Source organism: Paenibacillus sp. FSL K6-1230, assembly GCF_038002385.1.
Classification (GTDB): domain Bacteria; phylum Bacillota; class Bacilli; order Paenibacillales; family Paenibacillaceae; genus Paenibacillus; species Paenibacillus massiliensis.
Window position 1 is genome coordinate 3596849 of sequence record NZ_JBBOCK010000001.1, and the last position, 22271, is coordinate 3619119.

Sequence of the window (22271 nt, forward strand, 5' to 3'; positions counted from 1 at the left end):
CTTAAAGAATAATAGCAATTAGACCGCCAGAGCCCTCATTAATAATGCGTCCCAGCGTTTCTTGCAATTTGTATCTGGCATTGTCCGGCATCATGGCAATTTTCCCCTGAATCCCTTCACGAACAATGGAATGGAGCGAACGACCAAAGATATCCGATTCCCAGATTTTGATCGGGTCATTCTCAAAGTCCTGCATCAGATAGCGCATCAGTTCCTCGCTCTGCTTCTCGGTACCGATAATCGGAGCGAATTCAGATTCAACATCCACCCGAATCATATGAATGGAAGGTGCTGTTGCCTTCAGCCTCACCCCAAAACGTGACCCTTGTCGGATCAACTGCGGATCATCCAGAGCCATCTCAGATAGTGAAGGTGCTGCTATACCATAGCCTGTAGTCTTCACCATCTCCAATGCTTCCGCGAATCGGTCATATTCGCGCTTGGCATGAGAGAAATCCTGCATAAGCTGCAGCAAGTGGTCTTTTCCACGAATCTCCACACCAACAACCTCGATGAGAATCTGGTCATACAGTTCGTCTGGAGCATACAGGTCAATCTCAGCGACGCCTTGCCCCATGTTCATCCCGCTTAATCCGGCACGGTCAATGAAGTCATATTCCATGAAATGCCCTACGACTCGATCCACATCACGCAATCGCCGAATGTCCTTCACAGTGTCTCGCACTGAGTTCTCATAGTTGTTCCGGAGCCAGTGATTCTCACTCAGGACCATCACCCAGCTCGGAAGATTGACATTCACCTCATGCACAGGAAATTCATATAATACCTCGCGAAGCACGCCTGTAACATCATCCTCAGTCATCGTAGCTGCACTGAGTGTCATGACAGGAATATCGTACTTGGCTGCCAGTTCACTCCGCAGCTGTAAGGTCTCCTCGCTATTAGGACGAGTGGAGTTAATAACAAGCACGAATGGCTTGCCAACTTCCTTTAGCTCCTCAATGACCCGCTCCTCGGATTCTACATAAGAGCTGCGAGGTATCTCGGCAATCGTTCCGTCCGTCGTTACGACGACGCCAAGCGTCGAGTGCTCCTGAATGACCTTACGTGTTCCGATCTCCGCTGCTTCCTGGAATGGAATCGGCTCCTCGAACCATGGTGTAGAGATCATACGCGGGCCGTTCTCGTCCTCATAGCCCTTCGCACCCTCCACAGCATAGCCTACACAGTCCACCAATCGCACGTTTACATCCAGGCCCTCTGCTACACGTATCTGTACAGCATTGTTGGGTACAAATTTAGGCTCTGTTGTCATGATTGTCTTGCCCGCGGCACTCTGCGGAAGTTCATCCACTGCGCGCACCCGATCAGCTTCATTCGCAATATTTGGCAAGACTACCGTTTCCATAAAGCGCTTGATAAATGTTGATTTTCCTGTACGAACGGCGCCGACGACTCCCAGATAGATATCTCCCCCGGTGCGCTCGGCAATGTCTTTAAAAATGTCTACTTTCTCCAATGAAATCCCCTCCTCAAGATTCTCCGAAGGAAAAATGCTATAAGAGCATCCGCTTCGTGTTCGATCAGAAGACTTGGTACCCAGCTGCGGCAGAGCAAGCCTGGAAGTCGTCCGCCGCCGAGCGTCATGGCTGATAGAATCGGTCATAGCGGCCTACACTCGTACATGCAATTGGACTGGTATCATCATATGTATCAGGCGGTGAAGATATGACTGATAACTCTGGCACGAAATCATTCCTCCTCTTCACAAGCCTGTGCTGAACCGCCACAGTCATTATATGCACGTGTAGCGCCGAACAGACCTGTATCGGTATGAGTTTTAATATCCATATCCAGTGAGGCAAACAATTAAGCAAAAAAAAACGAATCCATAACGGATTCGTCTCCAGGTCCACCTTGGCCAAAAGCCAATTCTCTTAAATAATCATTTTACCACAGGCTGTCATCGTCCTCCTGTTGCTTCTCCAATTGTCTGCGCACCGCAGCCTTTAACGGGTCCTCTGGTACAGTGACTACCAGCGGTCCCCAAGCTCTGGCCTGGCAAGACAGACGTTGACCCTCCTGAAGCAGTGAATCTAGCTTACGCCTCTCTGCTTCGGTCGGCACGCCTGCAGCCTCGGCCCACTCTGGGGCAATAGTCACCTTACACATCAGACAGGAAGCCTTGGCGTCGCAGCGTGAGGAAATATGAACAGCAGCCTTGCGCGCGGCTTCCAGAATAGTTGTGCCTGAGCGAACTGCTATACGTTTGCCAGATGGCATAAAGCATACCTCATGACTCATCAGGATAAGCACCTCCCAGCAAAGCTTGTATTAGAGCCAGTTGAGCAATCGTCTGAGATGATCTACGTGTGCATCAGACCATACATTCCGTGCTAGCAAGAGCTCCAGCAGGTCTCTATGCTCGTCCGCTTCCGTATTCATGGTTTTGGCAATCGACTGATACCGATCCTCCCTGCCACGCAGGAGATTGAACAAGAGCTCGTGGGCCAAGGGCATCAGACGGACGGAGTAGTTACTGATCGTTATCCCGGGGGCAGCAGATTGAAGCACCTGTTCAATCTCCACCCGATACAGAGAATTTGTCGCGTACACCTCGAAACCTCCGACCAATTCCAAGGTCAAGCCTTCCAGCTCATAATGACTTAGCAGAGATAAATAAGCCTCGCTTCTGCTCAGCTGTTGCTCGTCCAGGGACCGACCAGGTGCGTGCCCGTGCAGTTGCTTGGCTGCGCGAAGATCAGCATATACATCAATATCATTCGGGGACTTGTCCAGCTCCACGCCTTGTAGAAGTAAAGAACAACTTCCTCCCAAGAGCCAGCAAGAGGACGAAGATGACCACGCGGCAGCCAGCTGCCGGATGGCTTCATGGAGCTGTGGCATCGAGGTCAGCCTCGCAGACAGATCAAGCCTTTTCATCTGCGCTCCACCTTTCTTAACCAATGTTCTATTGTTATCGCAGCCTGAACGCGGGTTTCACAAAAGCCCACGAACCTAAGAAGTTCGCGGGCCCCTTGCAGCCAGGCAGCACATTATTTTTTCATCATCATTTTCATCAAGGCTTCCATGTTGGAAGGATTCATACCGCTCTTCTTGACAGCCTTTACGATATCTTGAATGGTACCTTCCGATACTTGCAACTTAGCCATGGCCGCCACCTGCTTAATCAATTGGCGTAGCTGAGCTTCGCTCTGCATCGTCTCCGAATTCACCTTGCTAGCCAGCTTTTTGACGGCGTTCTCGGAAATGCTTTTTCCGCTCTTCTGATTGATAGCCTTCAGTGCATCCTTTGGAAAGTTCTTGCTCACAGTCTCCCCTCCTCCGACATTGCTCAGATTAGTGTATGAGCTTAGTCTGGAAAAGGTGAATGCCCCTGTGATCAGGAATTCCACTGTTCCCAAGTCTTCAAGGGCATAAGTTCCATCTCGGTCTTGGGATCTCGACCCATCAAGGCCTCTACAGCCTCACGGACATCCTGTCCTTCGAACAGTACTTTGTATAACTGATCCGTGATCGGCATCTGAACGCCAAGCGATACTGCAATGGCATGGGCAGCCTGAGTCGTACGAATTCCCTCAATGACCATGCCCATGGTGTGTTGTACTTCCTCTAACGGCATACCCTTACCCAGCATAGAGCCTGCTCTCCAATTACGGCTGTGCTGGCTGGTTGCTGTTACGACGAGATCACCGATTCCTGCGAGACCAGCAAAAGTGAGCGGATTGGCACCCATCTCCACGCCAGCACGGGTAATTTCTGCGAGTCCTCGTGTCAGCAGCGCAGCTTTGGCATTATCCCCGAAGCCAAGTCCGTCAGACATTCCTGCACCTAGCGCAATGATGTTCTTGAGTGCACCAGACAGCTCCACACCAATGAGATCACGATTGGTATAGACGCGGAAATACGAGTTCATGAACAAATCCTGAGCCCGTTGCGCAGCCTGATCCTCCAAGGAAGCAACTACAACCGTTGTTGGGCATTTACGAACAACCTCTTCAGCATGACTGGGACCAGACAGCACAACGACATGTCCTTCCTCGCAACCAAGCTCATCAGAGATGACCTGTGACATGCGCTTGAGTGTCTCCGTCTCAAAGCCCTTCGTCGCATGAACGATGAGTGTATCTTGCCCAACATGGCGAGCAAGCTCTCGTGACACCTGGCGCATGGCTGAGGAGGGAGCAACGATGAGGACAGCCTTTGCTCCACTGACCGCCTCCCCCATCTCAGTCGTCGCCCGAATGGCTGGGGACAGCTGTGCGGAAGGAAGATAGCGGCTATTCGTATGGAGCATGTTGATCTCCTCAGCCTGTTCCGCGTTTCGGGTCCAGATTACAACTTCAGATCCATTGTCGGCCAGAACCGCGGCCAAAGCAGTTCCCCAACTACCTGCTACCAATACCGCAACCTTTTCCGACTTAGACACGATGATTCCCTCCCTTGGAACCAAGCTTGTTCTCCTGACCCTTCATCAGCTTCACGATGTTGGTACGATGTCTCCAGACGGCGAACAAACAGATGATCACGCCAGACCAGAACAGGGGCCATGAGTAGCCAAGCACCAGCATCATCCAAGGAGTCAGAATGACAAAAATCAGAGAGCCTAGCGATACAAAACGGGTAATTACAATCGAGAGAATCGCAATGACACCAGCAAGCAGAGCAGGAATGAGCGCAATCGAAGCCAGCACCCCAATCGCAGTGGCAATTCCTTTGCCTCCCCGAAAGTTGAAGTAGATCGGCCAATTATGCCCAATAATCGCTGCTATTCCTGTGAGAGCAGGAAGCCATTCGGAGTCTCCACCCAGCCAATGACCAATCCAGACAGCAAGCACGCCTTTAAGTACGTCCAGCACCAATACCATGATGGCAGGTCCCTTACCCAACACTCTAAGTGTATTCGTCGCACCAGCATTACCGCTGCCATGCTGTCTGATATCGACTCCCTTCAGCAATCTGCCGAATAGAACACTAAAGCTGATGGAGCCGAGCAAATAACTGATTACTATTGCAACCGTCTGTAGTAGCAAGTTGTTCTCCCCTAACTTTCGTCAGACTTGCGCCGGGTAAAGATCCGTATTGGAGTCCCTTCAAAATTGAAGGCGGCGCGAATTTTATTTTCCAGGTAGCGTTCATACGAGAAATGCATCAGCTCTGGATCATTCACGAAGACAACCATCGTCGGCGGCTTCACAGCCACTTGCGTCACATAGTTCACGCGTAAGCGACGGCCCTTGTCCGTAGGTGGTGGTGTAATAGCAACCGCATCGGATACCACATCGTTCAGCAGATGCGTCTGTATACGCATTGCGTGCTGCTGAGCCACATTCTGCACTACAGGAAGCAGCTTGTGCAGACGTTGCTTGGTCTTCGCTGACAGGAACACCACTGGTGCATACGTCATGAACAGGAAGTGATCGCGGATTTTGGTCTCAAACTCCTTCATGGTTTTGTCATCCTTCTCCACGACATCCCACTTATTCACGACAAACAGTGAAGCCTTACCTGCTTCATAAGCGTAGCCGGCAATATGCTTGTCCTGTTCGATAATACCTTCTTCACCATTAATGACAACGAGTACGACATCTGCACGTTCAATAGCACGCATGGCACGCATAACGCTGTATTTCTCGGTTGTCTCATACACTTTACCACGCTTACGCATCCCTGCAGTATCAATAAGTACGTACCGCTGACCATCTTTCTCAAACGGAGTGTCAATAGCATCTCGAGTCGTACCAGCAACATCGCTGACGATGACTCGCTCTTCACCGAGAATGGCATTGACCAGAGATGATTTGCCGACATTCGGACGGCCAATCAAGGCCACACGTATAACATCATCATCGTACCCATCATCCTCCAGCTCAGGCAGCTTCTCTGTAATCGCATCCAGAAGATCACCGATTCCTGTACCGTGGCTACCGGATACGCCGATCGGATCACCGAAGCCGAAGCCATAGAATTCATAAATCAAATCACTTCGCCCAATGTTATCCACCTTGTTCACAGCGACGATTACTGGCTTGCCTGATTTGTACAGCATTTGAGCGACCTCTTCGTCAGACTGTGTAACACCGCTTTTGGCATCACACATGAACACAATGACATCCGCTTCCTCGATTGCGAGTTCAGCCTGCATCCGTATGGACTTCATGATCTCATCTGTACCATCAATTTCAATGCCGCCAGTGTCAATAATGCTGAACGGCTTGCCATTCCATTCCCCAATTCCATAGATCCGGTCACGGGTAATACCTGGCTTATCTTCTACAATAGCCAGACGATCTCCAATAACTCTGTTAAAAATAGTCGATTTCCCTACATTGGGTCGACCAACGATCGCCACAACGGGTCTTGCCATAATTCAACTCCTCCTGTCAGTATCGGAAGTAACAACAATCGGCGAACCCTCTGGGTCCGCCGATGGTGTACCTAATGCCTATTCTAACCTCATGGGTATTGCTTATTTGAATTTGCTGAGCTTGTCGCCAAAGCGCTCGCCAAGGGTCACGCTCATGCTTTCGTTATGGGAGACACCTGCACTGTTGTTTTCTCTTGGTGCACGAGTCTTCTCAGCCTTAGGTGCAGGAGCAGGAGCTTCTTCAGTCTCCTTGATGCTCAAGCTAACACGCTTCTCAGCCGTGTTCAGGTCAAGGACCTTCACTTGAACCTCTTGTCCTTCTTTCAGTACTTCATGAGGAGTACCAATGTGCTTGTGAGAGATCTGGGAGATATGCACCAGTCCTTCAACACCAGGAGCAATTTCAACGAAGGCACCGAAGTTCACCAGACGTTTTACAACGCCAGTCACTACATCACCAATGTTGAATTTCTCAGCAGCCGTTTCCCAAGGACCTGGTTGAACTGCTTTCATGCTCAGGCTGATTTTGCCCTTCTCAGGATCAACCTTCAGAACCTTAACCTTCACTTGGTCACCTTCGGACACTGCATCGGAAGGCTTGTCAACATGAGTCCAAGCGATCTCGGATACATGCACCAGACCATCAACTCCGCCTACATCAACGAAGGCACCGAATTGAGTCAGGCGTTGAACCGTACCCACGATTTCTTGACCTTCTTGCAGCTCGGACATGATTTTGTGCTTGTTAGCTTCGTACTCAGCTTCAAGTACATCTTTTTGGGACAGGATCACTTTGTTATTCTCACGATCCAGTTCCTTCACTTTAACACGCAGAGTGCGACCTTTGTAATCGCTGAAATCTTCTACGAAATGACGTTCTACCATAGAAGCAGGAATAAATCCACGTACACCTACGTCTGCTACTACGCCACCTTTAACAACGTCAGTAACAACGACTTCGAACACTTCATTGTTATCGGAATAGCTTTGCAGCTTTTCCCAAGCGTTCTCGCTATCGATCGCACGTTTGGACAATACAAGCTTTTCCTTGTTGTCGTCGATGCTTACGACCTTAGCTTCGATCTCTTGGCCTACTTGTGGAGCTTCCTCACCTGGCTGTGCGGAAGACAACTCGCGGAGCGCAATAACACCGTCGTATTTATATCCAATGCTTACTACCGCTTGGTTATCTTCTAATTTTACGATTGTTCCTGTTACCGTATCACCTTTTTTCAATGATACCATTTGGTCCAGTTCATCTTGATTTGACACTTCTTGATTTTTAGTTTCTTCCGACATGTCAATACCCTCCTCAATTCAAAAAAGCCATTTATTTAAACCTGCTCGTAGCAGAGTTCAAAACATTCATATATCAGTATTCTTCCAGCGAAAACAGAAAACATGCACCCGCTACTCGCGGGTTGGTTGTCCTGTCTCCTTCATAGTGCGAATGCGTGACATAATTGCTTCCGTAGCCAGCTCCAGTGGATCACCCTCTGTCGAGCTCTTAAAGCTCTCAAGGTCCACGGGCTGCCCATAAATGACTTTCAATTTACGGAACAATTTGTACTCACCTACTATGGCGACAGGTACAGCTGCGGCCCCACTACGAAGTGCGAAGCTTGCGGCTCCTTTTTTGACAATCCCAGAAGAGTTACGAGAACCCTCCGGAAAAATGCCCACCACATTGCCATCACGCAAAATCTGAATGGCCAGCTTAATGGATTCCTTACTGACGCCACCACGCTTCACCGGAAAAGCTCCCAGCTTATCAATCAGTGGGCCTAGTACTGGAACCTCGAAGAGCTCAGCCTTCGCCATAAAATGGACTTTGCGCTTCAATAGTATACCTACCGTCGGCGGGTCCAGATTACTGATGTGGTTGGAGCATAACAGTACGCCCCCCTGTGCAGGCACATTCTCGGCTCCTACAGCCTCAATTCTGAACAGTAAACGGTACAGCAGTCGTAAAATACCGCTGCATATGGTATAAATCATGAATTAATCTCCCCATCCTATCGCGGTTTTGCAGTAAGATACAATCGTATTGACTACCGTATCGAAGTCCATATCGGTCGTATCGAGTTCGATAGCATCCTCACTGCGACGCAGCGGCGAAACCTCGCGTTCCTCGTCGAGCTTGTCACGTGCAGCAATGTCACGTTCCAGCTGCTCCAGTGTGATGTCTGTCTCCCGCATTTCCTTGAATCGGCGGAGAGCTCGTTCCTTGACACTAGCTGTCATAAATACCTTCAGTTCGGCATCAGGTAGCACTGTTGTACCAATATCCCTGCCATCCATGACAACTCCCTTGCGCTCTGCCATCTTCCGCTGACTTGCTGTCAGCTGCTGGCGCAGACCAGCTATTCGGGCGTATTGGGATACGACACCAGTAACTTCTCTGGAGCGTATAGCCTCTGTAACGTCTGTTCCATTGCACAGCACCTTTTGACCGGAAGGATCAGGTATTAATTCAATAACCAATTGCTGTGCACGTTGAAGCACAGTGGATTCATCTTCAGCCGAAATATTCTGCTTCAGCATGTACCAGGTTGCAGCCCTGTACATCGCGCCGGTATCCACATATACATAGGAGAGAATTTCAGCCACTTTCTTGGCTACGGAACTCTTCCCAGCCCCTGCTGGTCCGTCTATTGCAATGTTTATTTTCCCGTTTAGTTCTGTCATTTGGCTTACCAACGGGGCACTCCTCCTCAAAGCTGATCCTCAAGAAAAAAGCAGGCATTGCCTGCGACGTGAAAATTATACCACAGATCGCTTGCGCATGCAAAAACACAAGTGTTATAAAATTCATAGATTTTCATCATTCTCCATCATATGCTCCAGATATTGCTGATCTACAGGAATGCCTTCAAGCTCGCGCAGTGGGGCAAGAAGCCCGTAGGTAAAGGGAATATGCAGCAGCACCTGCCAGACCAGACCAACACTGAGCAGGCAGCAAATGACGAGGAAAATGAAGGGGATATTCGTGTTCTCCTTGGACGAGCCTCGCTTATGATCGTCTGATGTCATGTAGGTCCCTCCACATGGTCTTTTGATGTCTGCGAGTTAGTGTACCAGAGCTCTATGTATTTTATTCCCATTCATTTTCAAATATAGGCCATTTACGATTGAATATCGTCTATTTGTCTCGGAACACTAGCTGGTGCTCGAAGCAGTACTTGATTATCTTCTGCCTTTCCATATCTGTAATTGCTTTATAGGCAAGCATAATCTGCTGTCTACCATTCTCTAATGCGACCGTCCTGACAATCTCTGCCTTGAAGTCCGCGTGCTCACGTGTGCCATTCTGATAAGGAAGCAGCAACCAGCAGGTAAGCTGCTGTCCGGCGCCCAGATCCTTTCGTCCCGTATCGAACGATACGCCCCCGCCTCCAACATCCATCGTCTGAGCAACGAAGCGATCACCGAACTCATTCTGAACCGCCAGTTCAAGCTTGGACTGTACTCGCAAATAGCTGCGACGCTGTACTGAGGATATTTCATCAGGAAGAGGCTTGTGCAGTCTTACCAGCCGCAGATTATCCTGTTCGAATCCGAGCACATGGGTAATAAAATAGTGTGTTTTGCCATCCTCCTGAATGTATTTCACGGATAGCTCATCACCAAAATGAAGCTTACGAAGTCTACCGTTGTGAACATTCATAGGTACATCGATGAGGATGCCTTGATCCGTAATGTCGTGAATTCTTGCTTTGTATTCCTCGTCGCGTTCACGCTCGTCAGCAGAGGCTATTTGAATGTATAATGTCTCGTTGTGTTTCGGATACACGATCTCACCGTCCTGAAAATGATGGCAGCATGTGCCGCTATACCCGATTATAGCACGCACGCCCCCGCTAGGAATTATAAAATAACTATAATTTTAAAGAAGCGTGACATAGCCATGAGCTATTAAATGAATATGATTAAGCCCATTTATCAATGGGACACAATCCATCGAAGTTATCCGAACAGTCTTCTCACAACTGGATGGCTCCTCTGGAACTCGGATCGAATCCGTCTTGCCACATTGTAGCAGCGTTGTACAGAACACCTTCGAATTCAGCCTCTTCGAGTACTGCTTCGCTCAGGTTGACTCCTTGCAGGTTGGCATTCCTGAACACCGCCCTACTGACATCCATATGACCTAGATTCGCGTTGGAAAGATTGGCATTTTGAAAATTAGCGCACTTTCACAGAAGACAGACCGCGTTTAGTTGAAGTTTTCTTGCGATAATCCAATTGTTCAGTTCCGCTGAAATAATTCTATTATCAAAAAAAAGGGCTGAACAGAGTATTTCTCCGTTCAGTCCCTTAAGCACATTCAATATTACATGCCTTCGCAATGGCATGTACATCCTTCACCAAGCCTAAATACCATCTGTACGCTGATTAGGCTCATCAGAATCCTTCACTACCTCAATACTTTCCTCAAGACCGGTATCTGCATTCAGGTAGATGCGATACACCGACCCATTAATTCGACCGCCAAATTCATGTGTCAGCACTTGCTTGGACATTTCATTTTTGATCAGAGACATCCGGTGGTAGGATTCCTTGAATTCCGGATTCAACTTTTTACGTGCTTGCTCTATCGTCAGCTTGGCCTTGGGAATGATACGCTTGTCGCTGTGCTCGTATACATAATCGGCAGCCTGGACGCCTATTACCTCTCCATTATCAAGCGCTGTGCGGACCGTTACCTTCTCCGGATAAAGGAATACATTATCCTTGACTGGAACGAAGGTGATATTAGCAAGATTATCGTACTCATCGTATGCGACAGGGCTCATCTCGCCATATTCCTTATTTCTCAGGAATTGCTTACCGGCTTCAATCGCCTCCTCACGCCCTGCCTTCTTCTGTCCCACTTCACGGGTGTACGTGTAAGAGATCAGCAGCCCGCCATTGCGAGTGAAATCCATCGACTTCGCATTCCCTTTACCCAGATCAATCTTGGCCGTATAGGACGGCCACTCCGTATTTTTTCCGTTCTCTGTCACCTTCACTGATTCAGGCTTGACATCCGCGAATCTGGCAGACTTCTCCTTGACCTGCTGCGCAGTGATCGGCAATGCATTTAGCTTCTTCACGGAACGCTTCTCATACATGCTGGAGATGGAAGGTCCCCAATCAAGCTCTGGGTACTCCTGCACCTTTTTGTCTACAGTCTTGAATCCATCAATAATCGTATTATCGGCTGATTTGTTCTCTGTGGCCATGGCAGTTTCGACATCCATCCAGCGCAAGTGATTGGAGAGCACCTTCTCCCGTACCTGCTGCATATCCTTGGAGATTTCTTTCGAATTCTCATACAGTGACTTGAGATTCTTCATCTCTCGCTCATCCAATGGCTCCTTGCTCAGATCACGGATCGAGGTTTGATAGGCGAAATTGGACATCCGCGACAACAGCTCCTCTGCGTGATTGAAGGGCAACAGTGTGAGCGGAAGCTGATTGACCTCATTTTGCGCCTCACTGGTCAGACGCCATACATTGAGAAGACTCTTGCGGTGCATGCCATGTGAAGCCGAGTTGACAGCAAGCGTATTCCCGAGCTCCGTATGAAGCTGGTCCATATGGTAAGACAGATCATGAAAGGCTCGCTGGTACTGATTCTCTGCCTTCAGCAAGATAGAGTTCTTTTCCTTGTTCTCCTGATAACCCCACACGGCTGTACCAATCAGTAATACAGTCATGATGGGGAACATTACCGCACTCAGACGCTTATACATGATTCGCTCTCCTTTCATCAGGTACACTAACCATAGTGTGACAAGTTAAAAGGAAGGTTATGCATCTTGGTTATACAGATTCTTCTTCGATGATAAAATCATCCACGTTATCACACAGGCAACGCTTAAAGCCTGTCTCAATCCGGTCTGTCTCCTTGTGCCCTCTGAGCACGAATTTCTCGCCACAGCAGGGACAGTAGATTTTCACCTTTACACGCACAAAAAAAGACACCTCCATTAGCAGAATGATGACCCTCTTCTGCTAAGTGTGTCCATTTTTGTCACATATTAACCTCTTCATCCCGCTTCACAAAACGGTGAGGTGATCTGCTGTTCGCTCGTTTGATTTTCCCCATGCCACGGTACCATAGGAAAGCCATCAATGGAATGATGAACCAGATCCAGTTGTTCACAACGGTATCCAAAATAATATCATAGACCCCGTGCCAGAACCAAGGCAACAGCAGTGCGACCGTGAGATATGAACGAGTCCTCTTGGTCTCGCAAAATTTAGCCAAGCCCATATAATAACCCATCATGACTCCGAACATCGCATGACCAGATACAGGCAACAGCGATCGCAATAGCAGCGTTCCCACTGAAGGCTGCCCTGCCCATACATAGAGCAGATTCTCCGCTGTCGCGAACCCGAGTGAGATGGCCGCCGCATATACAATTCCATCATAGGGCTCATCGAATTCCGTATGATTGTAGATCAAGTGGACCAGTACGAACCATTTAACGACCTCCTCCACTCCAGCGGATACTGCAAAGGAATCCCAAAATGGATGAGTGCCGAGCCAAATAGAAAGCCCACGCTGAATAATCATAATTGGTAGCACGATCAGAAATCCCAGCAGAAAAACTTTAATCACCATATGAAGAGGCTCTGAGTCGTACTTGTCCTTTAAGTAAACATACGTAAGCAAGGCGATTCCTGGCGCTGTGGCTACGGCTAATAAAGAGAACACAAGCACCGAATCATCCCCCCGCAAATGAAATCTATATCTAATGTCATGTCGTAAAAATTGGCCGATTCTGAAATCAGAACCGGCCTACTCAGGTCTACGGTAAAGCAGATGTGCAAGGCTTCGTTCCACCACCAACTCGTGCGAACTCATTAGCCTGGCAATCAACTGCGACTATCAAAATGCTCACAGATCATGCTTACAGCATTCTCGGGCATTACAAGCTTGCCGTATTCCTCCAGTACTGCTGGTGTGAGGGATGATCCCTCACCGAATTCAGCCAACACAGCAATAAGCGCACCATGCTTGGCTTCCTCCACTTGCTCTGGTTCGAGATATAGAATCCATTTTCCTTTATAATGATACAGCTTGCCAGCTTCGGTAACATTGCCCGCCAGCATATGTGCCGCCTCAATTAAGACCTCGAAGTCATTAAATGCATAAATAATGGAATCGCTTTGCTCCAGCGTTACTTCCATTTCATAAATTTCTTCAGGCAGATCGTCATCCTGACCCGAGCCGTATTGAGAGTGATCATATTTCCCTCGGGTAACAATAACAACCATGCCCTGGGCCGGGAGCGCGAACACTTCAACCGCCAGAGGACCCGTAGCATCAAAGCCCAGTTCACTATAAGCCTGGTCCATCATTTCGGTGAACAGCTCATGAACTTTAGGCATTTCCTGCCACATATCCTCCTTCTGGATGCCTCGTTCGCTAAGGTCATCAAATGTAAGGAAAATCCGTATCTTGTCCTGACCTAATCTTTCTATTTTCATACTGGATCCTCCTCTGCAACCGAGTATTATAAACAGATTATGATGCAACAAAGATACCTGTGATAAAAATGGTTCTATGTAGCTATGTTATCATTTTATACCCTCAAATGCACGCAATAAAAACGACAAAAAAAGAATCATTTACCCGGCGAGAAAAGCCGCGAAATGATTCTATACAGCCTTCTTGATGTTAGATCCCCGGTATGGCGGTGTTCGTCTCTTTGAGAATCATCTCAACTTCCTTTTTGACATCCGGAGTGGAACGTATAAATTCTTTGATCAATCTCAGATTGGTCTCTTTGTCTAGGGGCTGGCTCGTTTTGCTATGGCTGGTATGTGTCTCATGTCTCTCATGCTCATGGGCGACAGTATGCTCATGCTGATTTTTGTCTCGGGTATGGCCCTTGTCCTTCCCCAGATTCAGATTATCCAGTCCTGCCATTCCTGGCAGAGCTGCATCCATCAGCTTCGTTCTGGCCTTATTCATCATGTGGTTCAAATTACGCATATTGCGACGCTGGACTACGGAGCTGGCCACAGCACCAAGAACCACGCCCATAAAAAATGACGATGTCTTCACAATTTGCTCCTCCTTTTTGTGATAAGATCGACGTTAGTGTTGACATTAGGGCATGAACTCATGCGGTACAGACACAGATAATTTCAGGAAAGCGAGAGTGACATCATGCGAATCAGACTGACGGTCCTGCTGCTGACTGCCGTGCTTCTGTTGGGCGCCTGCAGCCAGACAGAACCTACAAGTTCGCCAGCAGACACAGCCTCCGGGGATTCCACATCATCGCAGGAACAAAAGTCTCCACAGACTAAGGTGGGCACAGAGGGTGATACGTCACAGGGAACGGAACCTGCCGCGAATGCAGGTAATGACAACACTCCTGGAGCTTCCACGGATGCCACAAGCTCGGAGAACAGTTCAGCTAATGATGGGACTGCTGAGGGTAACGCGCCCATTCCAGTCACCTACCGGATGAACAACAACTATGACATTGTGCCAATCGATGAAGGGACCGAGCGCAAAGTGGTGCTGCTCACGTTCGATGATGGACCGAAGGATCTGGATTTGATCACCAAGATGCTGGATACCTTAGACAAGCACGAGGCTAAAGCCATCTTCTTCGTGAACGGCTACCGCGTCAAAGAGAATCCCGAGCTGCTGAAGCTGATTCATGAGCGCGGACAAATTATTGGTAACCACAGCTATGATCATATTGTGCTCAAAAATGAGTCCGAGACCAAAGTCAAACAACAGATTGAGGATGTACAGAAGTTGGTACAGGATACAACAGGTGTAACGCCTGTGTTCTTCCGTCCCCCGCATGGTGCAGGCGGGGATGTGGGTCGTAAGGTTGCCAAGGAGAACGGTCTACTCTATATGACCTGGTCTAACGGTTCACTGGACTGGACCATGAAAGCGACCCACTCCAACAATCCTGAGACATTAATTAAAAATGTCATGGAGCAGCTTCACGCAGGCAGCAACATCCTTATGCATGAGCTTCCATGGACAGCCGAAGCATTAGACACGCTGTTGACCCAGTTGGAGGAAAAGGGATATAGCTTCGTGGACCCTCGCAGCATTAAGCTGGAGAACTGATAGTGTTAAGTTTGTTTTATGAGCAATCCGCCTCTACGGGCGAACCAAACGCGCTAACAAACAAAACTAAACAAGCCCTGCCCTTGAAGGTGCTTTTGGCTCCTTACCCAAGGACAGGGCTTGTTTGATTAAAAAAAATTTATATACAGCGTCTATTCTCCGAACATTTCTGGCAACAAGGTTTTTACGGGAGGCGCTCCCTGGATTCCCCACCATACTAGCACTGCTGTGATTAGCATGAACAGTGTGCTCAGAAAATTAAGAAACCATTTGCTAACGCGAAGCCTTCTGGAAGGGAATAACTCCGCACGCGAAGGGTAGGCATCCGGCAGTTCCTCGCTTCCCTCCTGTTCAGCAGTCCGTGAACGCTCCATGCGAGTCATCGGTTGTTTATTATGTATATCTAGCACAGACGAGTCTTTAAGCGATACGCCTACAACAGGCGCTTCATGCAAGGTCAAAGGCTGCAATGCTGCTTCACCCGCAGCTTCTTGTAAAGGCAGTCTTTGCCGTGCTGCCAGATGTCGTGGACGCGGCTTGCCCCACAACTGCTTGAACCGATCGAAGCGCTGACTACGCTGTATTTTGTTCCGCTCTACTCTGCTCAACTCCTGATTCATGTCTCCCTCCGAAAACGCAGTACCAGCCCAGAGATCAGGTCAATTACAAAATGACACAAGATTGGGGCCCACAATGTATCTGCTTGAATGTATATGTACCCAAGACCGTAGCTGCTCAAGAATACCCAGCCAGTGGGGATCCAGTGCCGCAAATACCGAATGTGGATCAGCGCAAAAATAATACTCGTCCAATAAGGACCGAAGGCATGTTGTATCGCTCCACGAAACAGAAGCTCTTCACAAATCGACACGATTGCCGCAATACAGACAATATGCCATACAGGACGATTTCGGAACAGCATTCGATTGATACCGCCATCATCCATAGCATCCTCTGGCACCACATTAGAGATTAGGAGATCCACTACCAGCATGACTGCAGCAAAGCCTAGCCCCCACCAGAGAAACCGCAGATCGCCAGGCAGGTCAAAAAGAACGAGTAGATTACGTCCCTGCAATAGTACCCACACTGTTCCAATCAACAAGGTCAGGAACTGGGTCAAATACAGATTGATGAGCAGCATTCGCTCATTCAAATCATGAATTTCAGGCTGCCTGAAATTCAGCTTCCATTTCTTTTTCATATTGTACACGTAGTCCTCTGCTAAGTTATTCATTAAGCATCATAGCCAATTTTACCACTTGATTCAAGGCACCAGACTCCTTATATTAGCACATTTAGGCCCCTGTAGACTCACTAGATTTAAACTCCTCATGCCCTATTGACATCTCCATGTCAGGCATGATACATTATGAAAAAATTAAGAGTATATGACAGACATCGATGGAGAGAAGACACTGACATTGTCCCTCAGAGAGTCGGTATTTGGTGAAAGCCGACGGCAATCAGTATGGTCTTTAGCGCTCCTGAGTTATTGCCCCGAATGTGGATTTTGTATATCCAGTAGGCGCAATCGGTTGAAATCCGTTATCTTTCAGGTCATTTGACCGTTGAGGCAGTTATTGTGAAATAATTGCGAATTAGGGTGGTACCACGACAGCTCTCGTCCCTTACTATGGAGATAGTATGCGGATCGGGGGCTTTTTTTGTGCAAACTCCGAACCAGCGTATCTCCTGGGAGCACAGCGCGGCGTGCTTTACCATGTTCCTTTGGTACGGTAATGCGGTGCTACTGAAGTGTGGTTGACTGACATAGTTCACAAGTAGGATCAATTAAGAGGAGGATTCACATGTACAAAGTATTAGTTTCCGACCCCATCAGCGATCTGGGAATTCAACAGCTCATGGACGCAAGTGACGTCACCGTCGACAAAAACACAGGACTCAGCGAGGATGAGCTTGTTGCGATTATTGGCAACTACGATGCCCTGCTTGTGAGAAGCCAGACACGTGTAACGGAGCGCATCATGGCCGCAGGCACCAACCTAAAGGTCATTGGACGCGCTGGTGTGGGCGTAGACAACATTGATCTCGATGCCGCTACGCAGCGCGGGATTATCGTCATCAATGCACCGGACGGCAATACCATTACAACTTGTGAGCATGCGTTCGCTATGATGATGGCTCTTGCCCGTCATATCCCACAAGCATACGCCAAGACAGTCAACGGAACTTGGGACCGCAAGAGCTTCCTCGGCGTTGAGCTCCGCAACAAAACGCTGGGTGTACTCGGCATGGGACGAATCGGAAGTGAAGTCGCCAAACGGGCCAAAGCCTTTGGCATGAACATTCTCGGCTATGATCCATTCTTGACAGAAGAGCGTGCCGAAAAACTTGGAGTGAAGCTCGCAAGTGTGGATGAAATCGTCAAGCATGCTGACTTCATGACAGTGCATACACCACTTACGCCAGAGACGCGCCACATGATCTCCCGTCCGCAATTCGAGGTTATGAAAAAAGGCATGCGCATTATCAACTGTGCTCGTGGTGGTGTAGTAGATGAAATGGCACTTGTAGAGGCTATTGACGAAGGCATTGTGGCTGGAGCTGCATTTGATGTCTTCGAATCTGAGCCACCGGCACCGGACCATCCTTTCCTGGGGCATCCAAACATTATCGTTACGCCTCACCTGGGAGCATCCACGGTGGAAGCTCAAGAAAATGTAGCCATTGACGTATCGGAGCAGGTGCTTCACATCCTGCGCGATGAGCCGTTCAAGAACGCCGTCAACATGCCGCCAGTTGCACCTAGTGTCATGAACAAGCTGCAGCCTTATTTCACGCTTGGAGAGAAGCTTGGTAGTATGGCAGCTCAAATTATCAATGGGCCCGTAAGCGAGATCCAAGTGGATTATGCCGGTGAGCTATCCGAGAGTGATACACAGCCACTGACGCGCTATATTATTAAGGGCGTGCTGCGCCGCCACCTCGGCAATGATGTGAATATCGTGAATTCCATGCATCTGGCTAAATCCAGAGATGTGAATTATGTCGTATCGAAATCCACAACGACCAAAGGCTTCACGAACCTGATTACCGTAACGCTCAAGAGCCAGAGCGGTGAAGAGCACAAGGTCGCTGGAACACGCTTGAACGGCTATGGAGAGCGAATCGTCCGTCTGGATCAGTTCCCGGTGGATGTATCACCAGAGAAGCACCAAATTCTGATCTCCCATAACGATAAACCAGGGATTATCGGACGTGTTGGTACCCTTCTGGGGCAAAATGAAGTAAACATCGCCGCCATGCAAGTAGGTCGTAAAGTAATCGGCGGAGAAGCTATCATGATTCTAACGGTTGACAAGGCTGTTCCGAAGGACGTACTGGTACAGCTGACCACACTCGAAGATCTAAACATGGCTCAGGAAATCGTGCTGGAATAGAAACATACCATTTCTGAAAAGACAGCAGTAAATGACATCATAAAGCTGTACAGAAATCCACGCAAAAGAAAAGCCTGCCAAACGAGGATAAATCCTTGCTCGGCAGGCTTATTTCTGTGCATATTATTAGCGGCTCTTCTAAGAACTTGTTCATGCTTGTTTGCTGTTGTTCCACGATGAACAATATTATCTATCAGCTTTCAACAAAAAACGTTCTGTTGCCTACACCATTCTTCAAGTAGGAAGGATCATTGTAAATACAGAGCCTTGACCAATACCACTCTCGGCTGTTATTTTACCATGATGGGCTTCAACGATGGTCCTGACAATCGCCAGGCCAAGGCCAGTGCCTCCATCCTCCCCTCTTACCCTTGCCTTGTCTGCCTTATAGAAGCGATCAAAAATATAAGGTAGATCCTCCGGTGGAATGCCAACTCCTTCGTCCTTCACTCGGATTCTTATAGCTGAGCGCCGATCTGTCTCGGTCTCATCCGCATGGATGACGATTCCCCTTCCAGCCGGTGTATGCCGGAAGGCGTTGTCCAGCAGATTCGTCAACACCTGCTCCAGGCGGTCTTCGTCAGCAGCAGTGAGCACTAATGGGCGATCTCCTGATTCATAGACGAGTTCTACCTCCCTCTCCTTGGCTCGTACCAGGAACTTGCGCTGTACCCGCTGAATAAGCTCATGCACGTCCACTTGCTCCAGATGCAGGTCCATATGCCCAGCATCCATGCGAGTCAGGTCCAGCAAATCCTTTACCAATCTGCCCATTCGCAGCGATTCATCATGAATGACCTGTACAAGCTCCTCGCTCTCCTCCGGGGAGGAAGCCATGCCATCAAGCAAGGCCTCACTGTAGCCCTGCATCATTGACAGTGGCGTTCGAATCTCATGCGATACATTCGCCACGAAATCCGCACGCATCTTCTCCAGTCTGGCCTCCTCGCTCACATCACGCAGTACAGCGACGACACCTCGGATGCTGTTATCTGTGTACAACGGCGCCATTTGCACAGACCATACATTTTGCTTCACGTGAACATTAGCAGATGCGTCCTCCCCATGCTTCAGCACACTATGGAATAATGGACGAAGCGGTTCAGGCAAGGCTGTGAAGCTCTCACTCTCCTCCTCCGTCTCCTGCTGCTCCCAATGCAGCTCACGCCAGCCATCTAGCAAATCCTGCCCTGGCGGGTTCGTCAGGACAATCTGTCCCTCACGATCAAAGGTTAGCACCGCATCCGTCATGCTGCGCAAAATGCTGGAGAGCTGATTTTTCTCTTGATTCAGGCTGCGAATCGTGGATTCCAGCTCTTCGGCCATATGATTGAACGTATGGGAGAGCACTCCGATCTCATCGCTATTCTCTAAAGAAAGTCTTGTCTCGTAATTGCCCTCTCGAATCGAATTCGTCGCCTGAATGAGCTGCTGCATCGGCTGCGTTATCTTCGTGAACAGGAACAGAGCAAAAAATGTCGTAAGCAAAAAGCCGACGATACAGGTGTAAGTGAACAGTCGCTTGATCTCGGCCGATTCATTCACAGCGAAATTGGTATCAATATATGGCATCAAAAACAAACCAAGAAAGATGAGCACACACCCAACCAAGAAAATAATCGTCAGCCATAGTTTCCCTACGAGGGATCGCCAGAAATTCACGTTACTTGGGAACCTCCAATTTGTAACCGACTCCCCATACGGTTGTAATCATGCTAGCCGCTTCCGGTGATACCTTATTCAGCTTCTCCCGCAGACGCTTCACATGGGTATCTACTGTACGTAAGTCACCGAAGAATTCATAATTCCACACATCCTTTAGTAGCTCCTCGCGCGAGAAGACCTTGTCCGGAGAGATCGCCAGGTAGTGCAGAAGCTCATACTCCTTCGGCGTCAAGCTAATCTCAATTCCTCCTGCCGTGACCCGATGGGCATCGTTCTCAATGACCAGGTTCGGAAATACGATGCTGTTGCTCGGGGTCGCTTCCTTGGTTAAGAATGCCGTCTCGGAGGAACGACGTAATATGGCCTTTACCCTGAATATAACTTCACGTGGACTGAACGGCTTCACGACATAATCGTCCGCCCCCACTTCAAAGCCCTGTACCCTGTTCATCTCCTCACCCTTGGCTGTAAGCATCAGCACAGGCGTAGCTTTGACCTGCCGCAGACGCGTACATACCTCAATGCCATCCATGCCAGGCAGCATAAGATCCAATAGAATAATGCTGTAATCATTCGAAGTGGCTTTGCGTAAAGCCGTCTCCCCATCCTCGGCTTCCTCGATGATGTATCCTTCCTTCTCCAAATACATCTTCAGCAGCCTTCTGATACGCTCCTCATCATCCACGATCAGGATGCGGTTACCTTGATCCGACATCTAGAAACAACCCCTTTATGCGCTTTGCAGCCCTTACGCGCTTGGCCCCCATTACCTTGTCCTGAAAGCAAAATCCGTAAGCGCCATCATGAATTTCACGAAATGTTTTATATTTTGGTAATCAAGCCACTTTCTCTATTTTACTATTTTCCCGGCTTTGGTCAAATCCCGACCCACAAAAAAACAGAGGGGAAGCAACTCACCTCTGCTTGGAATGATCGCAAGCAACCGAAGCTGCCCGCATTTTGGCTTCCTTACTGCTTATTTCTATTTCGCTTTTTTGGATTTGGCAAGCTGGATCAGACGGTTAATCTCATCCTTCGTGAGTGGCCGGGTCAGGCCACGCTTCAGGTTTTGCAGTAGCAAATCTCCAAAAGCAATACGCTTGAGACGCAGCACCGGGTGACCGATCGCTTCGAACATACGGCGAACCTGACGGTTCCGCCCTTCGTAGATCGTAATCACGATGACTGCTTCTTTCCCGTCAGGGTCAACGTCTCGATATTCCACCTCAGCAGGAGCTGTGATACCGTCCTCCAGTACAATACCTGCACGGAGCTTGTCCAGCTCGGTACCATGCGGTACCCCTTTAACGGTAGCCAGATAGGTCTTGGGTACGTGATGACGTGGGTGTGTCAGCAGATTGGCGAACTCGCCATCGTTAGTTAGCAGTAACAGCCCTTCGGTATCATAGTCCAGTCTCCCAACTGGATACACACGTTCCTTGACGCCCTTCAGATAATCAGAGACGATCTTGCGACCTTCCGGGTCCGATGCACTTGTAATTACACCCTTAGGCTTATTCATCATCAGATAAATCTTCTTCTCTTGCTTAATTGGCTTGCCACTTACCGTAATCATATCCTGATCGGGATCAGCCTTGGTGCCCAGCTCCTGGACAACAACCCCGTTGACCTCAACTTGTCCGGCCAGAATCAGTTCCTCACATTTGCGTCTGGAGGCAACTCCTGCCTGTGCCAGAATTTTCTGTAAACGTTCCATTATCGTTATTTTCACCTCATGCTAATGATACCCAGC

General features: G+C 48.8%; 24 protein-coding genes, 1 pseudogene and 1 other annotated feature. Of the genes and pseudogenes, 2 read left to right on the plus strand and 23 right to left on the minus strand.

Features of this window, described 5'->3' with window-relative positions; genetic code table 11:
- Position 1 precedes the first annotated feature (1 nt).
- The 18 genes and pseudogenes from spoIVA to MKX74_RS15860 all read right to left on the minus strand — a co-directional run bounded on the left by spoIVA (position 2) and on the right by MKX74_RS15860 (position 14414).
- A complete protein-coding gene (gene spoIVA, locus MKX74_RS15775; protein WP_018886252.1) occupies positions 2-1480 on the minus strand; it encodes a stage IV sporulation protein A in 1479 nt (492 codons plus the stop codon).
- Between the two features lie 431 nt (positions 1481-1911).
- Positions 1912-2265 carry a 2Fe-2S iron-sulfur cluster-binding protein gene (locus MKX74_RS15780; protein WP_341179083.1) on the minus strand — a complete coding sequence of 118 codons (354 nt, stop codon included), beginning with the start codon at positions 2263-2265 and terminating at the stop codon, positions 1912-1914.
- 30 nt (positions 2266-2295) lie between these two features.
- Complete coding sequence (locus tag MKX74_RS15785; protein WP_341179084.1) at positions 2296-2904, minus strand: hypothetical protein; 609 nt, start codon at positions 2902-2904, stop codon at positions 2296-2298.
- A gap of 113 nt (positions 2905-3017) precedes the next feature.
- The gene (locus tag MKX74_RS15790) at positions 3018-3293 is read right to left on the minus strand and encodes a stage VI sporulation protein F (RefSeq protein ID WP_018886255.1); all 276 of its coding nucleotides are present in this window, start codon (positions 3291-3293) and stop codon (positions 3018-3020) included.
- A gap of 71 nt (positions 3294-3364) precedes the next feature.
- Positions 3365-4411 carry an NAD(P)H-dependent glycerol-3-phosphate dehydrogenase gene (locus tag MKX74_RS15795; protein ID WP_018886256.1) on the minus strand — a complete coding sequence of 349 codons (1047 nt, stop codon included), beginning with the start codon at positions 4409-4411 and terminating at the stop codon, positions 3365-3367.
- On the minus strand, positions 4404-5015 hold the full coding sequence (gene plsY / locus MKX74_RS15800) for a glycerol-3-phosphate 1-O-acyltransferase PlsY (protein ID WP_018886257.1): 612 nt from the start codon (positions 5013-5015) through the stop codon (positions 4404-4406). The genes MKX74_RS15795 and plsY overlap by 8 nt, the downstream gene beginning before the upstream one ends.
- 11 nt (positions 5016-5026) lie before the next feature.
- Complete coding sequence (gene der / locus MKX74_RS15805) at positions 5027-6349, minus strand: ribosome biogenesis GTPase Der (protein WP_018886258.1); 1323 nt, start codon at positions 6347-6349, stop codon at positions 5027-5029.
- Between the two features lie 102 nt (positions 6350-6451).
- On the minus strand, positions 6452-7648 hold the full coding sequence (gene rpsA / locus MKX74_RS15810) for a 30S ribosomal protein S1 (RefSeq protein ID WP_018886259.1): 1197 nt from the start codon (positions 7646-7648) through the stop codon (positions 6452-6454).
- Positions 7649-7759: 111 nt separating this feature from the next.
- Positions 7760-8347, minus strand: a complete 588-nt coding sequence (locus MKX74_RS15815; RefSeq protein ID WP_018886260.1) for a lysophospholipid acyltransferase family protein — start codon at positions 8345-8347, stop codon at positions 7760-7762.
- 3 nt (positions 8348-8350) lie between these two features.
- Positions 8351-9037 carry a (d)CMP kinase gene (gene cmk / locus MKX74_RS15820; protein ID WP_081625301.1) on the minus strand — a complete coding sequence of 229 codons (687 nt, stop codon included), beginning with the start codon at positions 9035-9037 and terminating at the stop codon, positions 8351-8353.
- A 123-nt stretch (positions 9038-9160) separates the two neighbouring features.
- Positions 9161-9382 carry a hypothetical protein gene (locus MKX74_RS15825; protein ID WP_341179085.1) on the minus strand — a complete coding sequence of 74 codons (222 nt, stop codon included), beginning with the start codon at positions 9380-9382 and terminating at the stop codon, positions 9161-9163.
- Between the two features lie 109 nt (positions 9383-9491).
- Complete coding sequence (locus MKX74_RS15830; protein ID WP_018886263.1) at positions 9492-10142, minus strand: flagellar brake protein; 651 nt, start codon at positions 10140-10142, stop codon at positions 9492-9494.
- Between the two features lie 190 nt (positions 10143-10332).
- Positions 10333-10527 (minus strand): annotated as a pseudogene (locus tag MKX74_RS15835) (pentapeptide repeat-containing protein); the annotation flags it as partial.
- A gap of 195 nt (positions 10528-10722) precedes the next feature.
- A complete protein-coding gene (gene ypeB / locus MKX74_RS15840) occupies positions 10723-12087 on the minus strand; it encodes a germination protein YpeB (RefSeq protein WP_018886265.1) in 1365 nt (454 codons plus the stop codon).
- 70 nt (positions 12088-12157) lie between these two features.
- Positions 12158-12307, minus strand: coding sequence for a hypothetical protein (locus MKX74_RS15845; RefSeq protein ID WP_018886266.1), 150 nt, complete (start codon positions 12305-12307; stop codon positions 12158-12160).
- A 61-nt stretch (positions 12308-12368) separates the two neighbouring features.
- Positions 12369-13064 (minus strand): glutamic-type intramembrane protease PrsW, encoded by a 696-nt coding sequence (gene prsW / locus MKX74_RS15850; protein ID WP_028589067.1) that lies wholly within the window; start codon positions 13062-13064, stop codon positions 12369-12371.
- A gap of 155 nt (positions 13065-13219) precedes the next feature.
- Positions 13220-13834 carry a genetic competence negative regulator gene (locus MKX74_RS15855; protein WP_018886268.1) on the minus strand — a complete coding sequence of 205 codons (615 nt, stop codon included), beginning with the start codon at positions 13832-13834 and terminating at the stop codon, positions 13220-13222.
- Between the two features lie 190 nt (positions 13835-14024).
- Positions 14025-14414, minus strand: coding sequence for a hypothetical protein (locus MKX74_RS15860; RefSeq protein WP_025681401.1), 390 nt, complete (start codon positions 14412-14414; stop codon positions 14025-14027).
- A gap of 105 nt (positions 14415-14519) precedes the next feature.
- On the opposite strand from MKX74_RS15860, the gene MKX74_RS15865 reads away from it, so the two are divergent.
- Positions 14520-15449, plus strand: a complete 930-nt coding sequence (locus tag MKX74_RS15865; protein ID WP_341179086.1) for a polysaccharide deacetylase family protein — start codon at positions 14520-14522, stop codon at positions 15447-15449.
- 152 nt (positions 15450-15601) lie between these two features.
- Here MKX74_RS15865 and MKX74_RS15870 read toward each other — a convergent pair whose 3' ends face one another.
- Together MKX74_RS15870 and MKX74_RS15875 are read right to left on the minus strand one after the other, a co-directional pair.
- Positions 15602-16069: a hypothetical protein gene (locus tag MKX74_RS15870; RefSeq protein ID WP_018886271.1), complete on the minus strand. Its 468-nt coding sequence runs from the start codon at positions 16067-16069 to the stop codon at positions 15602-15604.
- Positions 16066-16653, minus strand: coding sequence for a CPBP family intramembrane glutamic endopeptidase (locus MKX74_RS15875; RefSeq protein WP_341179087.1), 588 nt, complete (start codon positions 16651-16653; stop codon positions 16066-16068). Before MKX74_RS15875 ends, MKX74_RS15870 begins: the two co-directional genes overlap by 4 nt.
- Before the next feature lie 188 nt (positions 16654-16841).
- Positions 16842-17084, plus strand: a binding site (T-box leader).
- A 176-nt stretch (positions 17085-17260) separates the two neighbouring features.
- On the opposite strand from MKX74_RS15875, the gene serA reads away from it, so the two are divergent.
- A complete protein-coding gene (gene serA / locus MKX74_RS15880; protein ID WP_341179088.1) occupies positions 17261-18853 on the plus strand; it encodes a phosphoglycerate dehydrogenase in 1593 nt (530 codons plus the stop codon).
- A 234-nt stretch (positions 18854-19087) separates the two neighbouring features.
- Here the strand turns inward: serA and MKX74_RS15885 are convergent, their stop codons facing one another.
- From MKX74_RS15885 to MKX74_RS15895, 3 genes are all read right to left on the minus strand, one after another.
- Positions 19088-20515: a HAMP domain-containing sensor histidine kinase gene (locus tag MKX74_RS15885; RefSeq protein ID WP_341179089.1), complete on the minus strand. Its 1428-nt coding sequence runs from the start codon at positions 20513-20515 to the stop codon at positions 19088-19090.
- A gap of 1 nt (position 20516) precedes the next feature.
- A complete protein-coding gene (locus tag MKX74_RS15890) occupies positions 20517-21233 on the minus strand; it encodes a response regulator transcription factor (protein ID WP_018886275.1) in 717 nt (238 codons plus the stop codon).
- Positions 21234-21500: 267 nt separating this feature from the next.
- Entirely contained in the window at positions 21501-22235 is a 735-nt protein-coding gene (locus tag MKX74_RS15895; RefSeq protein ID WP_028589061.1) for a pseudouridine synthase, read from the minus strand.
- Positions 22236-22271: the final 36 nt, after the last annotated feature.

Bases quoted from the DNA above. Each gene is read 5' to 3' on its own strand.
- MKX74_RS15780 (WP_341179083.1), bottom strand. From the start codon at position 2,265: ATGAGTCATGAGGTATGCTTTATGCCATCTGGCAAACGTATAGCAGTT.
- MKX74_RS15785 (WP_341179084.1), bottom strand. From the start codon at position 2,904: ATGAAAAGGCTTGATCTGTCTGCGAGGCTGACCTCGATGCCACAGCTC.
- der (WP_018886258.1), bottom strand. From the start codon at position 6,349: ATGGCAAGACCCGTTGTGGCGATCGTTGGTCGACCCAATGTAGGGAAA.
- rpsA (WP_018886259.1), bottom strand. From the start codon at position 7,648: ATGTCGGAAGAAACTAAAAATCAAGAAGTGTCAAATCAAGATGAACTG.
- MKX74_RS15815 (WP_018886260.1), bottom strand. From the start codon at position 8,347: ATGATTTATACCATATGCAGCGGTATTTTACGACTGCTGTACCGTTTA.
- cmk (WP_081625301.1), bottom strand. From the start codon at position 9,037: ATGACAGAACTAAACGGGAAAATAAACATTGCAATAGACGGACCAGCA.
- MKX74_RS15825 (WP_341179085.1), bottom strand. From the start codon at position 9,382: ATGACATCAGACGATCATAAGCGAGGCTCGTCCAAGGAGAACACGAAT.
- ypeB (WP_018886265.1), bottom strand. From the start codon at position 12,087: ATGTATAAGCGTCTGAGTGCGGTAATGTTCCCCATCATGACTGTATTA.
- MKX74_RS15855 (WP_018886268.1), bottom strand. From the start codon at position 13,834: ATGAAAATAGAAAGATTAGGTCAGGACAAGATACGGATTTTCCTTACA.
- MKX74_RS15865 (WP_341179086.1), top strand. From the start codon at position 14,520: ATGCGAATCAGACTGACGGTCCTGCTGCTGACTGCCGTGCTTCTGTTG.
- MKX74_RS15870 (WP_018886271.1), bottom strand. From the start codon at position 16,069: ATGAATCAGGAGTTGAGCAGAGTAGAGCGGAACAAAATACAGCGTAGT.
- MKX74_RS15875 (WP_341179087.1), bottom strand. From the start codon at position 16,653: ATGAAAAAGAAATGGAAGCTGAATTTCAGGCAGCCTGAAATTCATGAT.
- serA (WP_341179088.1), top strand. From the start codon at position 17,261: ATGTACAAAGTATTAGTTTCCGACCCCATCAGCGATCTGGGAATTCAA.
- MKX74_RS15890 (WP_018886275.1), bottom strand. From the start codon at position 21,233: ATGTCGGATCAAGGTAACCGCATCCTGATCGTGGATGATGAGGAGCGT.
- MKX74_RS15895 (WP_028589061.1), bottom strand. From the start codon at position 22,235: ATGGAACGTTTACAGAAAATTCTGGCACAGGCAGGAGTTGCCTCCAGA.